The 20,401-nt window shown below is 61.4% G+C and carries 16 protein-coding genes; 7 read left to right on the top strand and 9 right to left on the bottom strand.

What is annotated here, in order from left to right:
* Positions 1-23: 23 nt before the first annotated feature.
* On the top strand, positions 24-1,277 hold the full coding sequence (locus BN1233_RS29725; RefSeq protein WP_197094568.1) for an acetyl-CoA hydrolase/transferase family protein: 1,254 nt from the start codon (positions 24-26) through the stop codon (positions 1,275-1,277).
* A gap of 696 nt (positions 1,278-1,973) precedes the next feature.
* Here the strand turns inward: BN1233_RS29725 and BN1233_RS29720 are convergent.
* From BN1233_RS29720 to BN1233_RS29705, 4 genes are all read right to left on the bottom strand, one after another.
* Positions 1,974-3,023: an NADP-dependent oxidoreductase gene (locus tag BN1233_RS29720; protein WP_048708649.1), complete on the bottom strand. Its 1,050-nt coding sequence runs from the start codon at positions 3,021-3,023 to the stop codon at positions 1,974-1,976.
* Between the two features lie 28 nt (positions 3,024-3,051).
* Positions 3,052-4,287, bottom strand: a complete 1,236-nt coding sequence (locus BN1233_RS29715; RefSeq protein WP_046867296.1) for a CaiB/BaiF CoA transferase family protein — start codon at positions 4,285-4,287, stop codon at positions 3,052-3,054.
* A gap of 56 nt (positions 4,288-4,343) precedes the next feature.
* Positions 4,344-4,721, bottom strand: coding sequence for a cupin domain-containing protein (locus tag BN1233_RS29710; protein ID WP_046867295.1), 378 nt, complete (start codon positions 4,719-4,721; stop codon positions 4,344-4,346).
* Between the two features lie 98 nt (positions 4,722-4,819).
* Positions 4,820-6,004, bottom strand: coding sequence for an acyl-CoA dehydrogenase family protein (locus tag BN1233_RS29705; RefSeq protein WP_425311755.1), 1,185 nt, complete (start codon positions 6,002-6,004; stop codon positions 4,820-4,822).
* Between the two features lie 258 nt (positions 6,005-6,262).
* Between BN1233_RS29705 and BN1233_RS29700 the strand changes: the two genes are divergently transcribed.
* The 4 genes from BN1233_RS29700 (at position 6,263) to croR (ending at position 10,219) form a co-directional block, all read left to right on the top strand.
* Positions 6,263-6,787, top strand: a complete 525-nt coding sequence (locus BN1233_RS29700) for a MarR family winged helix-turn-helix transcriptional regulator (protein ID WP_046867294.1) — start codon at positions 6,263-6,265, stop codon at positions 6,785-6,787.
* 253 nt (positions 6,788-7,040) lie between these two features.
* Positions 7,041-8,372 (top strand): omega-aminotransferase AptA, encoded by a 1,332-nt coding sequence (aptA, locus tag BN1233_RS29695; RefSeq protein ID WP_046867293.1) that lies wholly within the window; start codon positions 7,041-7,043, stop codon positions 8,370-8,372.
* A gap of 121 nt (positions 8,373-8,493) precedes the next feature.
* The gene (locus tag BN1233_RS29690) at positions 8,494-9,735 is read left to right on the top strand and encodes a M20 family metallo-hydrolase (protein WP_244470802.1); all 1,242 of its coding nucleotides are present in this window, start codon (positions 8,494-8,496) and stop codon (positions 9,733-9,735) included.
* A 28-nt stretch (positions 9,736-9,763) separates the two neighbouring features.
* Positions 9,764-10,219: a 3-hydroxybutyryl-CoA dehydratase gene (croR, locus tag BN1233_RS29685; RefSeq protein ID WP_046867291.1), complete on the top strand. Its 456-nt coding sequence runs from the start codon at positions 9,764-9,766 to the stop codon at positions 10,217-10,219.
* Here the strand turns inward: croR and BN1233_RS29680 are convergent, their stop codons facing one another.
* Positions 10,220-11,329, bottom strand: a complete 1,110-nt coding sequence (locus BN1233_RS29680; RefSeq protein WP_048708642.1) for an AbrB family transcriptional regulator — start codon at positions 11,327-11,329, stop codon at positions 10,220-10,222. It lies immediately after the preceding gene.
* Positions 11,330-11,924: 595 nt separating this feature from the next.
* On the opposite strand from BN1233_RS29680, the gene BN1233_RS29675 reads away from it, so the two are divergent.
* Positions 11,925-13,115 carry an acyltransferase family protein gene (locus BN1233_RS29675; RefSeq protein ID WP_046867290.1) on the top strand — a complete coding sequence of 397 codons (1,191 nt, stop codon included), beginning with the start codon at positions 11,925-11,927 and terminating at the stop codon, positions 13,113-13,115.
* 367 nt (positions 13,116-13,482) lie between these two features.
* On the opposite strand, the gene BN1233_RS29670 is transcribed toward BN1233_RS29675, so the two are convergent.
* From BN1233_RS29670 to rfbF, 4 genes are all read right to left on the bottom strand, one after another.
* Complete coding sequence (locus tag BN1233_RS29670) at positions 13,483-14,424, bottom strand: FkbM family methyltransferase (RefSeq protein WP_082145731.1); 942 nt, start codon at positions 14,422-14,424, stop codon at positions 13,483-13,485.
* Positions 14,425-14,957: 533 nt separating this feature from the next.
* Complete coding sequence (locus tag BN1233_RS29665) at positions 14,958-16,274, bottom strand: NAD(P)H-dependent oxidoreductase (RefSeq protein WP_046867289.1); 1,317 nt, start codon at positions 16,272-16,274, stop codon at positions 14,958-14,960.
* A 91-nt stretch (positions 16,275-16,365) separates the two neighbouring features.
* Positions 16,366-16,920 (bottom strand): dTDP-4-dehydrorhamnose 3,5-epimerase, encoded by a 555-nt coding sequence (gene rfbC, locus BN1233_RS29660; RefSeq protein WP_046867288.1) that lies wholly within the window; start codon positions 16,918-16,920, stop codon positions 16,366-16,368.
* A gap of 64 nt (positions 16,921-16,984) precedes the next feature.
* Positions 16,985-17,857, bottom strand: a complete 873-nt coding sequence (gene rfbF / locus BN1233_RS29655; protein ID WP_063776667.1) for a glucose-1-phosphate cytidylyltransferase — start codon at positions 17,855-17,857, stop codon at positions 16,985-16,987.
* 1,078 nt (positions 17,858-18,935) lie between these two features.
* Here rfbF and BN1233_RS29650 point away from each other — a divergent pair.
* On the top strand, positions 18,936-20,363 hold the full coding sequence (locus BN1233_RS29650; RefSeq protein ID WP_046867287.1) for an oligosaccharide flippase family protein: 1,428 nt from the start codon (positions 18,936-18,938) through the stop codon (positions 20,361-20,363).
* Positions 20,364-20,401 lie beyond the last annotated feature (38 nt).

The following is a 20,401-nucleotide window of genomic DNA, read 5'->3' as shown; positions in this document are numbered from 1 at the left end:
AGCACCACCGAGGCGAGGTTCCCGTGACAAAGGTCGTGATGCTCGACAGGCTCGTGAGCGAACTCGGGCCGGGACAGAGAATCTACCTGCCGGGGTCCGCCGGTGAGCCGATCGGGCTTGTCCGGGCTTTCCTGGAAGACGCCGAGCGGACACGCAATCTCGACCTGACCACGACCGCGATCCCGGGCATCAATCCGCTTTCGCTGGATCATCTCCACGACACCGCGCGCGTGACGGGGCTGTTCATGCAGCCTGCCTTCAAGGCGGCTCAAAGGTCGGGTCAGTTCAGGCATCTGCCCGTTCCGTATTCGGGCTTCACGCGCCATCTGCACGAGAGCCCCGTCTTCGATACCTGCATCGTTCACGTGTCGCCGCCCGATACGCGCGGACTTTGCTCACTCGGACCGGCGGTGGAATTCACGCCGATCGTTTTCGAGCGGGCTCGGCGGGTCGTCGCAATCGTCAATCCCCAACTTCCTGCAATCCCCGGCTCCGAAGCCATTGCCTTCGACCGCATAGATCTCGCAGCCGAGGTCGATGAACCGCTCCGGGATTATGATGCGGGGCGTTCAAATGAGGAATCGACCCGAATTGCATCCCGGATCGCCGGCTTCGTCGAGGATGGCGCAGCCCTGCAGGTGGGGCTCGGGAAGGTGCCGAACGCGCTGTTCTCTCTGCTGCATGACCGGCGAGGCTTGCGGCTGCATTCCGGCATGCTGTCCGACGGCGTCATCACGCTTTCGGCCACGGGTGCGCTCGACCCGAGCTTTCCGCCGACCTCCTGCGTCTGGGTGGGGACACATCGTCTCTATGAATGGCTCCGCGGCCGCAACGGCATCAACGTGCTCGACTGCAAGCGCACGCATGGCGCACGCTCTCTCGGTGCTCTCGACAAGTTCATCGCGGTGAACTCGGCCTTGAGCGTCGACCTCTTCGGTCAGTGCAATCTCGAGATCGCGGCCAGGGCGATGGTGAGCGGAGTGGGTGGCGCTCCTGACTTTGCACGGGCCGCGCGCCATTCGAAGGGCGGCGTCAGCATCATCGCCCTGCCGTCGTCATATGGCGGAGGCACGAAATCCCGCATCGTGCCCCGGTTCGGCGATGAAATGGTGTCCCTGGCGCGGACGGACGTTGACGTGATCTGCACGGAACACGGCGCAGCGGATCTCCGCGGAAAGTCCGCGCACGAGCGGGCCGAGGCCTTGATCGCGATCGCAGCGCCACAGCATCGCGCCGTGCTCGAAGCAGCATGGCGCGAGATGGCCAGCAGGATCTGAGAGGAGAGCGAAAGAACTCGAGAAGGTTGTGAAAATCCACCGCATTCTCGAGGCGTTACTGGAAGCACGAGCGATGCTGAAGACGAGAGACCCGGATCGCGCTAGGTTCTGAACGCAATCACCGATGAAGTAGCTCGTGTCACTTCTGAGAGCGGCGCCGGATCAGGCAGGATGCACTGCCGCCTCCGGCCCGTCCTTGTGAGCCGCAGGCGAAGTAATCCAGGAGCGCGTCCGTTCACGGGTAGATTGCTTCACTTCGCTCGCAATGACGAAGAGGGTCTGAGGGCGGGAGGTGCAGGGCCGGAACCGGAGTAGCGCCGGACCCACTGCCGTCATTGTGGTCTGGCGTCGTCAGGCCTGCCGCGCACCCACATCGGCATTGCGAGCCGCGGGCGAGTCGAACCATCTGTCGACGGGTAGATTGCTTCACTTCGTTCGCAATGACGCAGAGGGCAAGAGGGCCGGATGAGCACTGCCGGTTCCACCGCACTTCTGTCATTGCGAGCCGCAGGCGAAGCAATCTACCCGTCGACGGAGGCGCTCCTGGATCGCTTCGCCCCACTCGCGATGACGAGGAGGGCGCAAAGGACAACCACGGAATTTGTTGTCTGTGAGGAACGCTGATCAAAACTCACACGAGATCAGCGCATCTCGCATTTTTTACGAACCACGAACGCAAGTGCCGCGATCGGCGATCTACCGCCCGATATAGATGAGCTTCTTGCCGACATTCTTGCCGGCGTAAAGCGAAGCGATCGCGCCCGGGGCATGCTCGATTCCCTCCGAGATGTCCTCGTCCGAGACGATCTTTCCGTCGAGATACCATTCCGCGAGCCTATCCGCCGCCTGCTCGAAGCGATCTAGATAGTCGAACACGATGAAGCCGCTCCAGACGAGGCGGCGCGTGAGCACCTCCCGCTCGTTCCGGGGACCCGTCGGCACCGGATTCCAGCTTGCAGTAGAAGCCGTTCCGCATTGCACGATGCGCCCGCCACGCGCCATGTGCCGCAGGGCCGTATCGAGAATGGGCCCGCCGGTGTTGTCGAAATAGACGTCGATACCCTGCGGAGCTGCGTCGTTCAGGACGGCATTCAGATCCGCCGTCTTGTAGTTGAAGGCTTCGGCGTAACCGTAACGGGTGCGGCACCGTTCCACTTTGGCATCGTCACCTGTCAGGCCGATGGTGCGGCACCCGAGCAGCCGGCCGATCTGCCCGACGAAACCTCCGACCGCGCCTGCTGCCGTGGACACGAGAAGGGTTTCTCCGGATTGCGGACGCCCGAGCTCGGTGAGCGCCAGATAAGCGGTCAGGCCGTTGATCCCGAGAAGATTGGTGCAGACCTGAAGAGGCAGAGGTTTCCTGAGGCGCATCAGGATCTTCGACCGGTCCGCAACCGCGAAATCCTGCCAGTCGAAGAGCCCGTAGAGAAATTCCCCGACGCTGACCTCCGGATCCATCGAATCGACGACAATTCCGACCGTGAGGCCGCGCATGGGCCCTCCGATCGCTACCGGCTCCGAATAGTTAGCCTCTGCCGATGCCCAGCCCCGCTGGGCCGGATCGGCCGACAGGTAGATGTTCCGGATCAGGAAGGTGCCCGGGGTCGGGCTCGGCCTCGGGGCAGTCTCGATCGCGAAATCGTCGGGCTGCGGGATACCGAGCGGCCGCCTAGCGAGCAGGACCCGCCGGTTCTCGTCCGGAATTTGGAAGGCCGGAAGGTCAGTCGGTCGGTTGCTCGTGTTCATTCTCGCATCGTCCTCGCGAATGCCGGGCTCAGGATGCTTCTCTCGCTGCGCCGGATGCAAGCATGCCGTCGATCTCGCTGTCCGAAAGGCCGATCTCAGCGAGGATCTCGCGGGTGTTCTCTCCGAGCCGCGGCGGATGGCTGCGAATGTCCGGTTGGGTGAGACTCCACCGCGACGGCGGCCCGACCATTCTGATCCTCCCCTCGGACGGATGGTCCATATCCCGGATCAGCCCGACCGATTGGATGTGCGGATCATCGAGAAGCTGCTCGATATCGTAGGCCGGGACACACGGAATGTCGTTCTCGGTTAGAAGCCTCGTCCACTCCTCGGTGGTGCGAGCCTCGAGATGAGCCGCGAGATCGGCATAAACCCGGTCATAGTTGCGCGTGCGGGTCGCATGGTCGGAATAGAGTGGGTTCCGGTGGAACTCCTCCAATTGTCCAATGGCCCGGAAGAAGTTCTCCCATTGCTTGTCGGTATAGACGAGCACGCAGAGATACCCGTCCCTGGTCTTGTAGGGACGGCGATCGGGCGAGAGGAGCCGGTTGTAACCGGCTGGACCCGTCGGCGGATCGAAGCTCAGCCCACCGAAATGGTCGCCCAGGACGAATTGGGTCATCGTCTCGAACATCGGGACTTCGACGCTCTGGCCTTTTCCGGTCCGCTCCCGGCACAGGAGGGCCGCCAGGATCGCATGGGCGGCGTTGAGGCCGACGACGCGGTCGGCCATGTTGACGGGAACGAAGCGCGGTTCGCTGCGGCCCCCCTGCGAGAACAGGGACGGGATGGCCGAGATCCCCTGAATCAGATCGTCATAGGCAGGTTTGCCCGCATAGGGACCGTTCTCGCCATATCCGACGAGCGCCACATAGACGATCTCCTCGTTGACGGCGCGGACGTCCTCGTAGGAGAGACGAAGCCGCGCCATCGCAGCGGTGCGCACGTTGTGGATCAGCGCATCCGCATTTCTGCAGAGTTCCAGAAGGGCATTCCGGCCGGCCTCGGTCTTCACATCGAGGACGATGCTGCGCTTGTTGCGGTTCGCCTGCAGATAGATCGAGCCCATCTTGGGATTGCGCATCGCGCCCCCGAGCCGCATCAGATCGCCTTCGGGGCTTTCGACCTTGATCACGTCGGCTCCGTAATCGCCGAGCATCTGCGTTGCAAAGGGTCCCATCAGGACTGACGTCATGTCGATGATGCGCATCCCGGACAGCGGACCCGACGCGCGGTTCGATGTGTCACCTTCTGTTCCAGCCATGATCCTGCAGCACACTCGGGAGCGGATGGGAGCTCATATTCTTTTCGTAGAGAATGTCAGCGCAAGACCTTGGAGGGGTCTTCGCAGTAGGGCGGCGTATACATGACCAGCACCTTGAGAGGGCGATCACCCGTCACGACCAAGCGGTGCATCGTATCGGCCGGGAAGAAGCAGCAATCCCCTGGCCCGATCCGCGCGCTTTCGCCATTGATCTCGACTTCGGCCTCACCGTCGAGCACATAGCACACCTGTTCGATGCCGGGATGAGCATGACGGCTGGCGCCATCGCCGGGCTCGATGGTCCCGTGCAGAACTTCGATCTGGCGGGCGCCAACGGTCTCGGGACTGATCAGCCGCCGGTTGGTGGTCCCGGTGTGATTGGCAGGGTGATAGGCGGGCACATCCTGCAAGGACCGCACGTAGCGACGAGTCATCCTGGTCAACCTCCCTGTTCGAACGACATGGACCGGGCCGGCGCTCCATGACCCTCGTCCATTGACGAGCCTGTGTGCCCGGAAACTATGATCGGGCTTCAGTATGATTTCGGCAGATCGAGAACCTTCTCCGCGATGAAAGAGAGAATGAGCTGCTCGGTGATGGGGGCGATCCGCGTGACCGTTACTTCGCGAAGCAGCCGCTCGACATGATATTCCTTTGCGTAGCCGAAGCCGCCCAGCGTCATGACGGCCTGCAGACAGGAATCATAGCCCGCGCGGGCGCCCAGGAACTTGGCGCTGTTGGCCTCGGCCCCGCAGGGTCGCTTGTTGTCGTAGAGCCAGGCTGCTTTCATCGCCATGAGGTAGGCCGCTTCGAGAGCCATCCAGCGCTCTGCGAGCGGGTGCTGGATGCCCTGGTTCTTGCCGATCGGACGATCGAAGACGATACGCTCGCGGGCATATTGCGCGGCGCGGCGCAGCGCGTCCTGCCCGATGCCGATCGCCTCCATGGCGACGAGCACGCGCTCGGGATTCAGGCTGTGCAGGATATAGCCGAAGCCTTTGCCTTCCTCGCCGATGCGGTCTTCGTCCGGAATGAACAGCCCATCGATGAAGATCGCGTTCGAATCGACGGCCTTGCGGCCCATCTTGGGAATCTTCCGAACCTCGATCTTCGAGCGATCGAGATCGGTGTAGAAGATCGTGATCCCGTCCGTGGGACGCGAGACGTTCTCGAACCGGGTCGTCCGCGTCAGCAGCATGATCTTGTTCGCGACCTGCGCGGTCGACGTCCAGACCTTCTGGCCATGCACGACATAGCCGCCCGGCACCTTCTCGGCAAAAGTCTTGATCTTCGTCGTATCCAGGCCGGCATCGGGCTCGGTGAAGCCGAAGCAGCACTGATGCTTGCCTTCGATCAGCGACGGCACCCAGCGCGCCTTCTGATCGGGCGTTCCATGCACGACGATCGGATGGGGGCCGAACAGGTTGATGTGGACGGCCGACGCGGCGGCCATGCCGCCGCCATGACTTGCGACCTCGTGCATCATGATGGCCGCTTCGGTGACGCCGAGCCCAGCGCCTCCCAGGTCTTCTGGCATCGTGATTCCGAGCCAGCCGGCATCGGCCATTGCCCGGTGGAATTCACGGGGAAACTCGCCGTCATCGTCTCGCGCGAGCCAGTACTCGTCGTCGAAGCGGGACACAACCGCGCGCACTCCCTCGCGGATCGCGCGGTGGTCTTCCGATGCCGGATCCATGATGGCGCCGAGTGAATCCATCCCTGCTCTCGCATTGTCGGTCGCGAGCGCGCGAGCTGCATTCTGCTCGACCGAGGCCACGGGTTGATGCCTCGTCGATTAGCAGCTATCCTTATCGTATGCAAGCGCACTATTCGTGCCGGCGAGTAACCGGGCCCACCTTCATCGCCGGCCTCTGCAACAGGGATGGAGCGTCTTCGAGGTCTGACATGGCCGTACGCAATGCGGTAGACTGACGGCATGTCGGATAGAGTCTGGGCCGAGAGTGACGGAAGCGGAATGACGAAGACCCTTGCGAGGCGCCGAGAGAAGCCCGCCGAAGCCCGTCACGAGGTGAGAGAGCAGGGCACCCGCATCAATTTTCTCGTCCATGACGTCTCCCGGATGCGGAGCACCTTGTACGATCAGGAGGTGCGGCCGTTGGGGTTGACCCGATCCCAGTGGTGGGTGCTAGCCCAACTCTCCCGGCAGATGCCGGAAGGCATGCTGCAGACCGAACTCGCCAAGGTGCTCGAAGTCGGCAAGGTGACCCTCGGCGGATTGATCGACCGGCTCGAAGCCAGCGGCTTCGTCGAACGTCGGCCGGACCGCGACGATCGCCGGGCGAAGCGCGTCGTCGTCACGGACCAGGGCAGGGCCGTCCTCAAGGATATGGTCAAGGTTTCCAGTAGGCTCAACGCGTCCATCTTCGAGGGCTTGAGCCGCGAGGACATCGAAACGGCGGAACGCGTGCTGGCCGTCATGAAGGCGAACATCAAGGCGAAACTCAACGATACGGCCGCGGACGATCTCGGAGCACTTTAGGTTCTCGTGATTCCCATTTTGGGTGGGCCGGGTTCGGTCGGGCGCTGCCGGGCAAGATCCCGCCGCGGAAGTGCCTTCCGTCCACGAGAATGAGCCGGCTGCGCACCGTTCTCATGCAGGCCTGCCTCTCTCGCCAGCCACGCTCCGATCCGCTATCCCTTGTCCGGCAGCCGGTTGCGCCGCCGTCGCAAGCCGGCGACGGGCCTCGCTGCGGGATGCTCGACCGCTCTGCCAGGATATCCAGGAGAATGTCATGAATGTTCAGATGCGCCGCCCCCTCCCGAACGATCTCGCGGCCTTCTGGATGCCGTTCACGGCCAACCGGCAGTTCAAGAAGGCGCCGCGGATGCTCGTGGCCGCGGAGGGCATGCATTACGTCACGGACGACAACCGCCGCGTTCTCGACGGCACCGCGGGCCTGTGGTGCGTGAATGCGGGCCACGGCCGCCCGAAGATCACCGAGGCCGTCCAGCGCCAGGTCGCGGAACTCGACTACGCGCCCGCCTTCCAGATGAGCCATCCGAAGGCCTTCGAGTTCGCCCACCGGCTGTCCCAGATCACACCGGAAGGCATCGACCATGTATTCTTCACGAATTCGGGCTCGGAATCGGTCGACACGGCGCTCAAGATCGCGCTCGCCTATCATCGTGTTCGCGGCGAAGGATCCCGCATGCGCCTGATCGGGCGGGAACGCGGCTATCACGGCGTGAATTTCGGTGGCATCTCGGTCGGCGGCATCGTGGCGAACCGCAAGATGTTCGGCACGCTGCTCGGCGGCGTCGATCACATCCGCCACACCCATGATCCCGCCCGCAACACGTTCACCCGGGGCGAGCCGGAATACGGCGCGGAACTTGCGGACGATCTCGAGCGGCTCGTGGCACTGCACGATGCCTCGACGATCGCGGCAGTCATCGTCGAGCCGGTCGCCTGCTCGACCGGCGTGCTCGTCCCACCCAAGGGCTATCTGAAGAGGCTCCGCGAGATCTGCGACAGGCACGGCATCCTGCTCATCTTCGACGAGGTGATCACTGGGTTCGGCCGCCTCGGCCAGCCCTTCGCCGCAGATTATTTCGGCGTCACGCCGGATATCATCACGACCGCGAAGGGCATTACGAACGGCGTCATCCCGATGGGCGCGGTCTTCGTGAAGAGCGAGATCCATGATGCCTTCATGACGGGCCCCGAGCACCTGATCGAGTTCTTCCACGGCTACACCTATTCGGCGCACCCGGTGGCCTGCGCGGCAGGCCTCGCGACGCTCGATACCTATGACGACGAGGGGCTGCTGACGCGGGTGTCGGAACTCGCCTCTTACTGGGAAGACGCCATCCACTCCCTCAAGGGCGTCCGGCACGTCGTCGACACGCGCAATATCGGCCTCATCGGCGCCATCGAACTCGAGCCGATGCAAGGGGAACCGACGAAGCGCGCCTTCTCGGTCTTCCTCGAGTGCTTCGAGCGCGGCGTCCTGATCCGCACGACCGGCGACATCATCGCGCTCTCGCCGCCGCTGATCATCTCCAAGGAGCAGATCGACGAGCTCGTGGGCACTATCGCGGATGTTCTCAAGACTGCGGCATAGGACGATCGAACAGCACTCCGGGGCAGAAGGGGGAGCTTCGGCTCGAAGCTTCCGGCCGGGGTAAATGTGCTTTCACGCTACTCTGCCCTCGAAAGGGCGGGGCATCGATCAGGAGAAAAACGTGCAGAACCTCACCATCGATGCCCAGCGCCTCTGGGACAGCCTCATGGAGACCGCGCAGATCGGTGGCACGGCCAAGGGCGGGATCTGCCGCCTCACCCTGACCGATCTCGACCGGGAGGTCCGGGACTGGTTCCGGGCCCAGGTGGAGGCGCTCGGCTGTCAGGTGACGGTCGACGAGGTCGGAAACATGTTCGCTTACCGGCCAGGCCGCCGATCCGACGTGGTGCCGATCGCCATCGGCAGCCATCTCGATACCCAGCCCACAGGCGGCAAGTTCGACGGCGTGCTCGGCGTGCTCGCCGGGCTGGAAGCGCTGCGCACGCTCCATGATCTCGGCTACGAGACGAACGCGCCGCTCCTGCTGGTCAACTGGACGAACGAGGAGGGCTCCCGCTTCGCACCCGCGATGCTGGGGTCCGGCGTCTATGCGGGCGTGTTCGACCGCGCCTATGCGGACAGCCGCGAGGATCGGCAGGGCGTTCGCTTCGCCGACGCGCTCGAGGCCATCGGCTATCGGGGCGATGCACCGGCCGGATCGGTCCCGTTCGGCGCGATGTTCGAATTGCACATCGAGCAGGGCCCGATCCTCGAGGCCGAGGAGAAAATGATCGGCATCGTCACCGGCGTGCAGGGGATGCGCTGGTACGAGATTGAGCTGACCGGGAGCGAGTCGCATGCATCGACTCCCATGAATCTGCGTCGGAATGCGCTTCTCGGCGCCGCCCGGATCGTGGAGCGCGTCGATGCCATCGCGAAGCGGCATGCGCCTGCCGCTGTCGGGACGGTCGGCCTCATGGAGGTGAGCCCGAATTCCAGGAATGTCGTTCCGGGGCATGTCTTCCTGGCCGTCGATCTCCGGCACCCCGACGACTCCGTTCTGGAACGCATGGAGCGCGAATTTCACGAGGCGGTTCCGGCAATCGCCGGGGAGATCGGGCTCGAGCTCGTCACCCGCAAGGTCTGGGACTCGCCCGCCGTCCGCTTCGATCCCGAGTGCATTGCTTCCGTCAGGGCGGGCGTAGCGCGTGCGGGTTTTTCGACGCGGGACATCGTGTCGGGGGCGGGGCACGACGCGGCCTATATCGCCCGCGTCGTGCCGACGACCATGATCTTCGTGCCCTGTGCCGGCGGCCTCAGCCACAACGAGGCGGAAAGCACCACGTTCGACGAGTGCGCGGCGGGGGCGCAGGTTCTGCTGAATGCGGTTCTGGAATACGATCGGCGCTTCGCTGCCCCCTGACCGACCGTTCCCTCAAGCGAGCCCGGATATGTTGCCAGAACTGCGGATTTTGTATTTCGAGGATCTTTCCGTCGGCATGTCGGAAAAGCTCTCGAAGACCATCTCGTCAGCGGACGTGGTCGGATTTGCGGAAATCACCGGCGACCGGAACCCGATCCATCTTTCGGAGCATTTTGCGGCGAAGACGCCGTTCGGCACCAGAATTGCCCATGGCCTGTATACGGCCGGTCTGATCTCCGCGGTCCTCGGCACGCGGCTGCCCGGTCCGGGCGCCGTCTATGTGAGCCAGTCCCTGAATTTCCGCGCTCCGGTTCGGATCGGAGATACGGTCGATGTCGTGGTCGAAGTTGCTGAACTGACTCCAGAGCGCCGCCGCGCCCGCCTGGCTTGCACGTGTTCCGTGGCCGGCGAGGTTGTCCTCGACGGCGAGGCGGTCGTGAAAGTCCCCGCCCGGGAGAGCGCAGACCGCCTGCGCCTCGGTTGATCAGCTCGGCGATCGTCGCAGGCGGGCGAGGGCGGTGAAGACGGCCTCCGCCCCGATCAGGACGAGAAACAGCCGGACGATGTGGTGCGCCGCGACGAAGGCCACTTCGAGCTGCAGGGCGAGAGCGATCAGGCTCATCTCGGCCAAGCCGCCAGGGGAGTAGGCCAGGAGAAGCGCCGTGGTCTCGAACGGCGACAGCCGGTTGAGGACGACCGCGAACACCAGGGTAATCGCGAGCAGGATGACGGTCGTGCCGATCGACATCGCGAAGATGCGCCGAATCTCCCTGAACGCGGTGCCGGCGAAACTGCAGCCGATCGTCGTGCCGAGGACGAGCTGGGCGAGGTTGATGATCTCGTAAGGGGGCACGAAATCCGTCAACCCTGCGAGATGGGTGGCTGCGCTCGCCAGCATCGGGCCGAGCAGGAAGGCGGCGCGCAGGCGCAGGAGCCGGCCGAGAGCAACGCCGGCGATCGCGGTCCCGATCAGCCATGCGTGATTCGTCCAGGGGGCTTCGAGAACGGAGATGCCGATCCGGCTGCGCGCAATGGTGCCGGCGCCCGCGAGCGCCTGAACGAGAAACGGCAGCGTCATGACCACGAGGAGAACCCGCGCGGAATGCATCAGCGCGATGACCCGGGCATCTCCGCCTCGCTGCTCGCCGAGGATGACCATTTCCACGAGCCCGCCCGGCATCGCCGCGAAGTAGGCCGTCGTCACGTCGAGCCGGGCGACCTTGCGGAGAAACAGCACACAGGCCGCCCCGGCGACGATTACGAACAGCAGGAGGCCCAGCATGCTGATGGTCCAGCTTCCCAAATGGCCCAGGAGGGCCGGGGAGAAGCCGGAGCCGAGAAGCACTCCGATGATCGCGGTCATCGGCGGGCGGACGAGGCTCGGGGCTGCGATCGGCATACGAAACAGAGAGCCGATGGTGCAGACCGTCATGGAGCCCAGCATCCAGGGGAGCGGCAACCGCAGGGCGGAGAAGAGAAGGCCACCGAGCACGCCGAGGCCAAGGGCAAACGCGAACCGCCCATACGGGAAGCTCCGGAAAGGAGAGCCCCGGGACGGAGAGTTCTGTTGGCGGGAGGGATTCGAAGGAGACATCCGAGCCACGAGGAATGCCCTCCCGAACCGCCGCCGTCCAGAGAGATTTGCCGGGCTCAAGGGCGGGAGCCTGCCTGCCCGTGTGCCGAACCGACGACGCCGGCAGGCTTCTCCCCCGGGGCCTGGCTCGTCTGGGGGCCGGAGGGCCGAGGGCTCTCCCGTAGCGGTGCAGGAGGCGATCCATCCTACGCAGTCGCCCAGGTCCTGGATGCCCGGAGCGCCGCGAGCCCGAACGACGGCAGGATGGTACGGCGAAACATCGCCGTACCTTCGGTGGCGCGACCAGAGGTGGTTGGAGCGGCGCTGGTTCGGGAGTCCCGCGTACGTGCGACTCGCCATGGGAGTGTCCCGCATACGTCGTGGCGGGCCGTCATGGCGGGCTGCCACGACGAGCACGTTGCCCATCAATTCGGTGTCAAAGGGAAACTAAACACACGCCTCGGGCGTTAGTCGGCGAACCGGGAAGGACGAATGACTTTCACGCCACCCTAGTACAGCCGTTCTTCGACGCCAGACATGGCGACTTTCGCTGCTGGAGTGCGGTGTTCCGCGCTCGGATAGGGCCGTGACCTGAGTCATTTCCGGATTTGATGCTTTGAAGAGCAAGAACATTGGATATGTGCCGGCGCTAGATCATGTGCGCGCGTTGGCGGCTCTTCTGGTCGTTTTCCATCATGTTCATCAAAGAGTTGGGGCACGCCTGCTGTCCGGGTCCTCGAGCGAGAATTATTGGACCGAAGTCGCCTCTCCGTTCGACGCGTTCATCGTCGAGGGGCACACGGGCGTCGCGCTCTTCATGGTCCTGAGCGGATTCATCTTCACGCATATCGCGGGTGATCGCCATGTGAGGGCGGCGCCATTCCTGGTGAATCGCGTCCTCCGCATCTATCCGCTGATGATCTTCGTTTTCCTGCTCGGGACTCTGGCCAGGCCAGATCTTGCAAGTCCACTCGATCTTCCTCGCGTCCTCCTCATTCCGTTCACGCTGTGGCATCCGGTCGACCTATGGTTCGTGCCGAACATTTACCCGTTCACGACGCTGTTCTGGGCCATCGCCGTCGAATTCAAGTTTTATCTCCTGTTCCCCCTCCTGATAGGTCTCCTGCAGCGTGATGGAATCCGCGCCTTGGTGGTGATCATCGTCGCGATGGTGGCTTTGCGTATTCTCCTAGTCTACAACGGTGCCAATCCGAACGACATCGCCTACTGGACGATCTTCGGTCGCATGGACCAGTTCCTGATCGGGATGATCTGCGCGGCATTCTACCGTTCCTGGGATGGGCGGCACGCTTTGCCGATGTGCATCTTCGCACTCGCCCTCATGAGCCTGCTGTTGTTCGGCTACAACCAGGCAACAGCCCAGTCCTGGCCAGACGGCTGGAAGATTCTCTGGACGACCGCGGAGGGGGCTGGCTGGGGCCTGTTCATTGCCTCGTACCTTCACGTCGCGCCACGGCTGTCGAAGTTCCTTGCCCGTTTCCTGGCATGGGTCGGCGAGATCAGCTTCTCGATCTACCTGCTTCATCTCGTCGTGATCGCGCTGCTGCTCCAGGTCGGACCCTTCCCTTTGGGTTTCACACCCGGAGTCGACGCGTTCCTGAATGGATTCTTTTTCGTGTTGCCCCTGACGCTTCTCGCCGCAACAGTGACATTCCACGTGGTGGAGCAGCCATTCCTGCGTTACCGGGTCAGGTATCTTGAAGTGTACTCCTATCGTGCGATCACGGGATCAAGAGGTGAGGCTCCGATCGCGATGCAGGCCCATGCCGATCCGGAGCGCGGTTGATCGGCGGGGAGATCCGGCACGTATAGTGCACGGCTACGACGCCGATCATGATGCAGAAAATATAGCCTCTGATATCGGGGCAAATCATTCAAATGCCAAGCTTTATCAGTTATCTTGGCAATTAAGATTTCTTTTACTGCATGATGGACTCGAGATGCCGGCAGAGGAAACTCCGCCGTGTTTCGATCGTGTGCGTTCCGTTGAGCTAATCCTTAATGGCATGGCCGTGAGAGGTCTCGAGCCAACGAGCGTGAGCCAACTGCCTGCAACCGATGGCATGCGCCGGACGGCGTGGTTGCGACCCTGAGCATCAGGTTGGACCAGAGTCATGCCGGATGAGTACAAGGGAGGAGGTCTTCGCCTACTTTCAGGGCTGTGACAGGGAATCAGACCTGGAACCCAGCTTGGACGAAGGGCGGGATCTTTCCACGGTTGGAAGGCGTTCGCGCGTGAACAAAATGTCTGTTTGCTCTCCGGGAAGATCGCTGATGACCTGCACGGGTGTCAGCTGTTTCCGCCGCTTCAAATACCACTCCCTTTCGTATGGATTTTCGATAGAGTAAGCTGCGAACCCTGCAGCACGCATGTGATGGAACATACTGGGCCACTCCTCAGAAGGAGAAACCTCCACGATAAGGTGCACGGAATCTGGATAGAGGTCGAGGGTGTCCAGGAAACGGCGCATGACGGGAATCTCGGCTCCCTCGATATCCATTTTGATCAGATGGAGCCGCGATCGCTCCTCTTCTGTGAGGATTTGATCCAGCGGCAGTGCTTCAACCGTGGCTTCGAAATCGAGTCCCTTTGAAGCTAAGGTCGTTGTTTGTCCTCTATTGCTCGGTGGGCCGGCATACAGGTTAAGCAAACCTGGTTCGTCTGATACAGCCTTGTGTACCAGGCGAACGTTTCCCACATTATTTTCGCTAATGTTGGCCGCCAGGAGATCGAAGATCTTCGGAGAAGCTTCAATTGCAACAACCATTCCTTGAGGACCGACAAGTTTGGATGCCAATAAGGTGACATATCCGATATTGGCGCCAATATCAGCAACTGCATCGCCGGGAGACAGGATCTGCTCGATAAGCGCAGATATGTTGGGCTCCCATACGCCGAAATGGAAAACCATTTGCGGAATGCGATCGCGTAGATCGCAAAGCATCGTCGAGCCGAAGTATGTTGTGGCGCGACGCGGTCCTCCAACACTTCTTAGAATAGCATTATATGCCCGAAGGAACGACAGATTGCAGGCAGGGGCATGCTCGATACACCAGATGATGATCTTGTGCGCCCGTTCTGAGAATGTGTTCATGGATCTTTGCCTTGGCACAGTCTCGGATAGTGGAGTCCCAGCCGAGATCCGAGCACAGGGTCTGCGTACTACATGGATGACTCCGGCAGGTTTCAAGATGAACCGACTCTTCGAAAGACCGCCGTTCACCCTGCTAGGTGGTCGATGAAGATCCGGTGCCCATCCCGCGCCGACCGGCGTTTCCAATCATCCCGGATCTCAAACGAGCTCAGCATTTCTGCTTCTACTCGGATGCAGTCGACCAGAGGATGCTACGTATGCGCGATTTCGGGCGGCAGTGTGTTCTGCACTATGCTCCGCCTCTTGAGTATCCCGCTGCCGTCATTGGTCCGTATCCTCGGAGGAGATCGGCTGGGGAACTCTCGATGCTCATTGATACAGGAGCAGGAATTGCCGGACTGGAGAGTCCATAGGATAAAGCTCTTGCCTATTCCGGCTCATCTTCCGGTGCCGCCAAGGCTCAGTTTTGCATAAAGAATCCAATCCCGCGCGACAATTCGCGAGGCAGCACGCCGGTGTAGCTGGGATCACTCTTATGATGCCATGGTGCGTCGGACTGGGAGCTTGAAATACTCTGCCTGCTCAGTCCGCAGCTGGTCACACAGGCGGCCGGCTGGCAACTCGACATCGTCGTAGGTCAGGACATTATCTCTTGCGACATCGCGTTTCAGCCGACATCCTACCGCAACCCCAATGGGGAGAAGGTTGGCACGTGCCGTCTCATCTGCATTTTCTGCGAGGCCGTAGATCATATATTGTCCGAGCCCATCCAGGATCTCACCGGCCTTCAGATCCCGCTTCGCCGCGGTAATGACATCGACGCGTGGCGCCACGGGCGCGATCGCGGCGTCATCAAAGAGAACTGCGCGCGCGATCGTTGTCGGCACCTCGAAGTGGCAGAGGTGATAAGGCATATAGAACGTATAGAGCGGTCCCTCGCCGAGCTTGTACAAATTCAGATAGTGGCGCTGCTGTGGATGCTCGATAGTCCCGATGACGAACACACCGGGACCGGGAGCCGCGCCGACGACATAGTCGACAATTCCCGGGCCTTCGAGCAGGTCCTTGACCGGATAGCAGTCGGCAACCTCCTGAATAGGAGTTCCGGGAGCGACGGTCGGGCCATACATGCCGCGCCTGCCCACGCGCATGCCGGTCGCATTCGCCACGATCGCCTGCTCGAAGGAAATCTTCGTGCCGTCCGCGAACGAGGTCACCATACTGGGATTTTGTCCCCAACGACGCGCAAACTCGGCTTGGGTGGTCGGATTCCGATAAGGATCATGCAGACCTTTGATGTTCCCGCACAGGACGGGCCGGATACCGAGCCCCCTCACGAACCGGAAGAGGTTCATGATGACGCCGGGCTGATCGCCCTCGACATTCGTGAAGATCACGCCGGCGTCATCCGCTTTTACCCTCAGGATTGGGCCGACCGTGCCGTCCAGTTCCGGATTCATGAGGATAACGTGCTTGCGCGCCGCAATGGCCGCAAGGACGGGTGGGAGGGCGTCCTCGACCGCGCCCGTGACGTCGAGGAGCACGTCGATTCCATCGGCCTTGGCTACGAGAACGGGGTCGCTCGTGATCGCCGGCCGACCATCCCTCACCGCATCGTTCAGCGCCTGGAGATCGGAGCACTCTGCGACGTCTCTCTGTCCCGCCTCCTCATAGGCCGTCCTGGCTTTCGACAAGGTCCTGTTCGCGATGGCTGCGATCCGAATGCCCGGGGATGCTGTCGCGGCCTGGAGTGCGACACCTTTCGCCATGAAGCCGGCGCCGACCATGCCGACGCGGATCGGATTGCCCTCGACAGCTCTGCGCGCCAGCGCAGTGTCCACGATGATCATTTTGTTCGTCCTGAAATCTGGTCAAATCTCAAAGGCAAGTGGCGCGGTGGGCCGTCCACCGGAAGGGCGCCCTTCAGAGTTCTGAAGCCCCTTATGAAGAGGGCTGCAGCGTCCGGGCCGGCATGAAATCGGGCCAAGAGGCGTCCTTCTCGGAGATCACCGTCACTGGCCCCGGCCAGACGATCCCGATGCTTGGATCATCGAAGCGCAAGCCGCTTTCTGCACCGGGCGTGTAGGGGTAGGAAACCTGATAGGTGACGTGAGTTTCATCCTCGAGTGCCATGAGGCCGTGGGCGAAGCCCTCGGGAACGTAAAGGACGCGTCCGTTCTCGGCGGTCAGCTCGAAGCCCTCCCATTTCAGATATGTGGGAGAGCCCGGTCGAAGATCCACGATAACATCGTAGATGGCGCCGGCGACGCATCGAACCAACTTGACCTCCTCGTGAGGAGGTTTCTGGTAATGCATGCCGCGCAACGTGCCGGACCGCTTGTTATAGGAGTGGTTGGTCTGGACGAAATGATCGACGAGGCCGCGGGATGCGAGCTCGAGGCCGCACATCACACGGGCAAAGTATCCTCGTTCATCCTCGCGTCGCTCAATCTCCAGGAGATAGGCTCCGGGCAATGTCGTTTCGTGATAGATCACAGTGCACGCCTAGAAATGTCTGGTTGGGCTCGAGAGCTTTTCACTGAGGCGGGTCCGGGCCCGCTCAGATGCCGGATAGCTTCAGATCGGCTGGCGGCCTGTTGGTCGCATGCCGGGCTTCGCCGCCATGGGGTGCGGGAGACCTGACAATAGACCCTTCCCGTCGCCAGACGGCCCATCGCGGTGATCCCTCGTCCCACATTTTCTGAAGGACCTGCTTGTCGCGCAGGGTGTCCATCGCCTGCCAGAAGCCGGTATGGCGGTATGCCCTCAATTGGTCCTCTGCAGAGAGCCGCCTCAGAGGCTCCTGCTCGAAAATGGTGTCGTCGCCTTCGATGAAGTCCAGAACCTTCGGTTCGAGCACGAAAAATCCGCCGTTGATCCAGGCCCCGTCACCCTGTGGCTTCTCCGTGAAATCCGAAACTGTCGCGTCATTTGCGTGCAACGTGAAGGCGCCGAAGCGGCCCGGAGGCTGCACCGCGGTCAAGGTCGCAAGCCGGCCGTGCTCCCGGTGGAACCGGATTAGGGAAGTGATATCCACGTCGGAGACGCCGTCGCCGTATGTAAGGCAGAAGGTTTCCCGGCCGATGTGATGACGGACCCGGCTGACCCGCCCCCCGGTCATGGTGCTCTCGCCTGTATCGACCAGCGTCACGCGCCACGGCTCGGCGGGGGACCGGTGGATCTCCACCTGGTTCGTGCCGAGGTCGATCGTCACGTCCGAGTGCTGAATGTAAAAATCGTTGAAATAACGCTTGATCAGATGCCCCTTGTAGCCGCAGCAGATCACGAAGTCGGTCAGACCATGCGCGGCATAGAGCTTCATGATGTGCCAAAGGATCGGCTTGCCGCCGATCTCGACGAGGGGTTTCGGGAGAACCTGGGTCTCTTCGCTGATGCGTGTTCCAAAGCCACCGGCCAGAATCACGACCTTCATGCTGCCTCCTGCCCCAACCTTGACGGTTGCCGGGATTTAACGCTTTACGCTGCGAAAAGTAGGCAGGCTGAGCCGTATTCAAGGAGGATTCTCGATCGCGATGGATCCTCTAAGGCCATTAGGATCCATAGAGAGTGGCGATTTTGCCTCCCACAGGGCGCCTCTCGAAACGCTCATGCCTGGGGAGCTAGGACAGTCTAATTCTGTCTGGTGCGGAACGTTGTTGGGACCGGGTGCAGTAGGCCATTGGGGCATACGCATGACGCTTCGAGCAGCCGTGCCGCATTGTCCTCTCGGTAAGGGACGTCCTGAGGCTGGCCATCCGTCCGCAAGCCCACACCAGCTCGGTGGTGCGCCGCGAGATCGCCTGCTCGCCCGAGCCGACCGGTGTGTCGGCCCGGCGCGATGGTATGAGCGCCGAGGCGGCGCGTACATGGCGCCAGCGCAAAGCCAAAGACCGCCAGAACCACCCCAGCCGCCCGCACACACTGCCCCATCCGCGTGCCTTGCCCTGAAGGTCGTCGCAGCTGCCAAGGACATCTCGCATCCGGACAGCCCCTGTTTCAGCCAATGGCGTCCAGCCACTTCCTCCCCAAGCTCACTGGGAGTGCTAGCCGGCGAGCAAAGTGATCTTCATCTGTCGGGCCATCCTGGTCCCTATCGGCGGTGCGGCACTCAACTTAAGACCTTGGAAATCTACACTCTAACCAGGGCTTTTAGATGGGCCAAACTCTAATTGGACTATGGTGGGTTTTTGCTCCTCTCACGCGCAGGTTATGGCCGTTCCCCGGCATTCAAGCTCCGCGGCGAGCTGGTTGCCGTGTGCTTAGTGAGGGGAACTGAGGCTCTCACCATTAATGTCTGGCTTGGTAACAATGGCCGAGTGGCCCGTTCTCGAACGTCCCCCTTCGCCCAACTTCACCGAGACGAACTTGAAAACTCCTCTTCTGGACACAGATCTGACGGCAAATTGAAGGTCGGTGAGGCGGCATTCCTGAGGCCGTCTGATCCACCCCCGCTCACGTCACTACCGGACTTTATGGATAGAGTGTCTAAAGAGAAAAAGACGCGATCCGCGATGATGATCTCGCTCGATGCGGCAAGTGCGGTAGCGCTGCCCTTCGTACGCAACATCGCGCTGGCCCGTATTATCGCTCCGGATCAGTTCGGTCTCGCTATCACCTTGGCTCTAGCTGCGGGTGTCTCCGAACTCGTCACCGATATTGGCATCACGAACTCCGCGATGCGCCAGGGTAATAAGGATTCCCAAAATGCTCTGCCGACTCTTCACACGATAGTCTTGGTTCGCGCATGCCTCGTCGGGCTGATCCTCGCCGTAAGCGGCGTTCCCCTTGCACATCTATTCGGAGTACCAGAAGCGGCAGTAAGTTTTTCTGCACTTGGACTGGCAGCAGTCATCCGCGGATTCTCACACCTCGAACCTCAGCGGCTGTTGAGGGACTTCGTGTACACACCAAACACGGTCAGCAAGACTAGCGAACAGATAGTCTGGACCGCAGTGACAATCGGTACTGCCTTTGTGGTAAATGATTACCGGTGCATGCTGTTCGGGATCATTGCTGGAGCAGCCGCTAACATGATCCTGACTCGCTTTTACTCTCGAGAGCCATGGCGCCTTGGCTGGTCGCACGGGATTGCCCGCGAGGCCCTGGTCTTTGGGGCCCCTCTGATACCGAACGGGGTGGCGCTTGCATTTACGAGTATGGGCGACCGATTTCTCATCGGGTCCTTTCTCGGATTGACGCCGCTCGCCTACTACAGCGCATCTTCAACAGCTGGTTTCATGCCACGTGGTGTCATCCTTCGGATGCTCGGTATGGTCAACATGCCAATGTTTCTTCGCTACGGCCGTCACGGAGTCGTGTCCTCGCGGATTATCGATTATTGGGGGATAACTTTAAGCGCGGTTGCTGCTGCCTACAGTATTGCATTCTTATGCTTCGGACCTTGGGCGATCAGGGTCGTCTTTGGTGAGCAATATGCGCCGGACCAAACACTGATCACTTGTATCGCGCTGAGCGCTTACTTAAAGTATATGATTACGCTACCGCAGCCACTGGCGCTCGTTTTTGGTGAGACCAAGCTGATCCTCGCCTCGACGATCATCTCATCATTGGCTCTCGTTTGTGGTGCTGTGGCAGTAGTCTTTTACCAAAAACTATCTATGTTTGTATTTGGAGTGGCTGTTGGTGAACTTATTACTGTATTGTGGATTATATCAATAAGTATCAAAACGTATGGCTTCGCCCCAAGACTAACTTGGTGTGTAGCTTTATTCCCGGTTATGGTGCTTGGGCTCGCTCACGCTATGACGACAAACATTGCTATCAATGCGTTCGCCGTGAGGACGGAGATTTTCCTGTTTACTGCTTTGCTTCTTCTGGCCGGATATATCGGGGTATGGAAGGCTGCACGACTTCCGTGGATCACGGAGATCATGCACATCCTACGCGCAAACGGAAAAGCGTCATCGGTTCAGGCTTAAAGGTGGTTCCGTAATGAGTCAGCTGGTCCTCTGGTTGA

It is taken from the genome of Microvirga massiliensis (assembly GCF_001006805.1).
Lineage (GTDB): Bacteria > Pseudomonadota > Alphaproteobacteria > Rhizobiales > Beijerinckiaceae > Microvirga > Microvirga massiliensis.
This window is presented reverse-complemented; position numbering and strand designations above follow the sequence as displayed.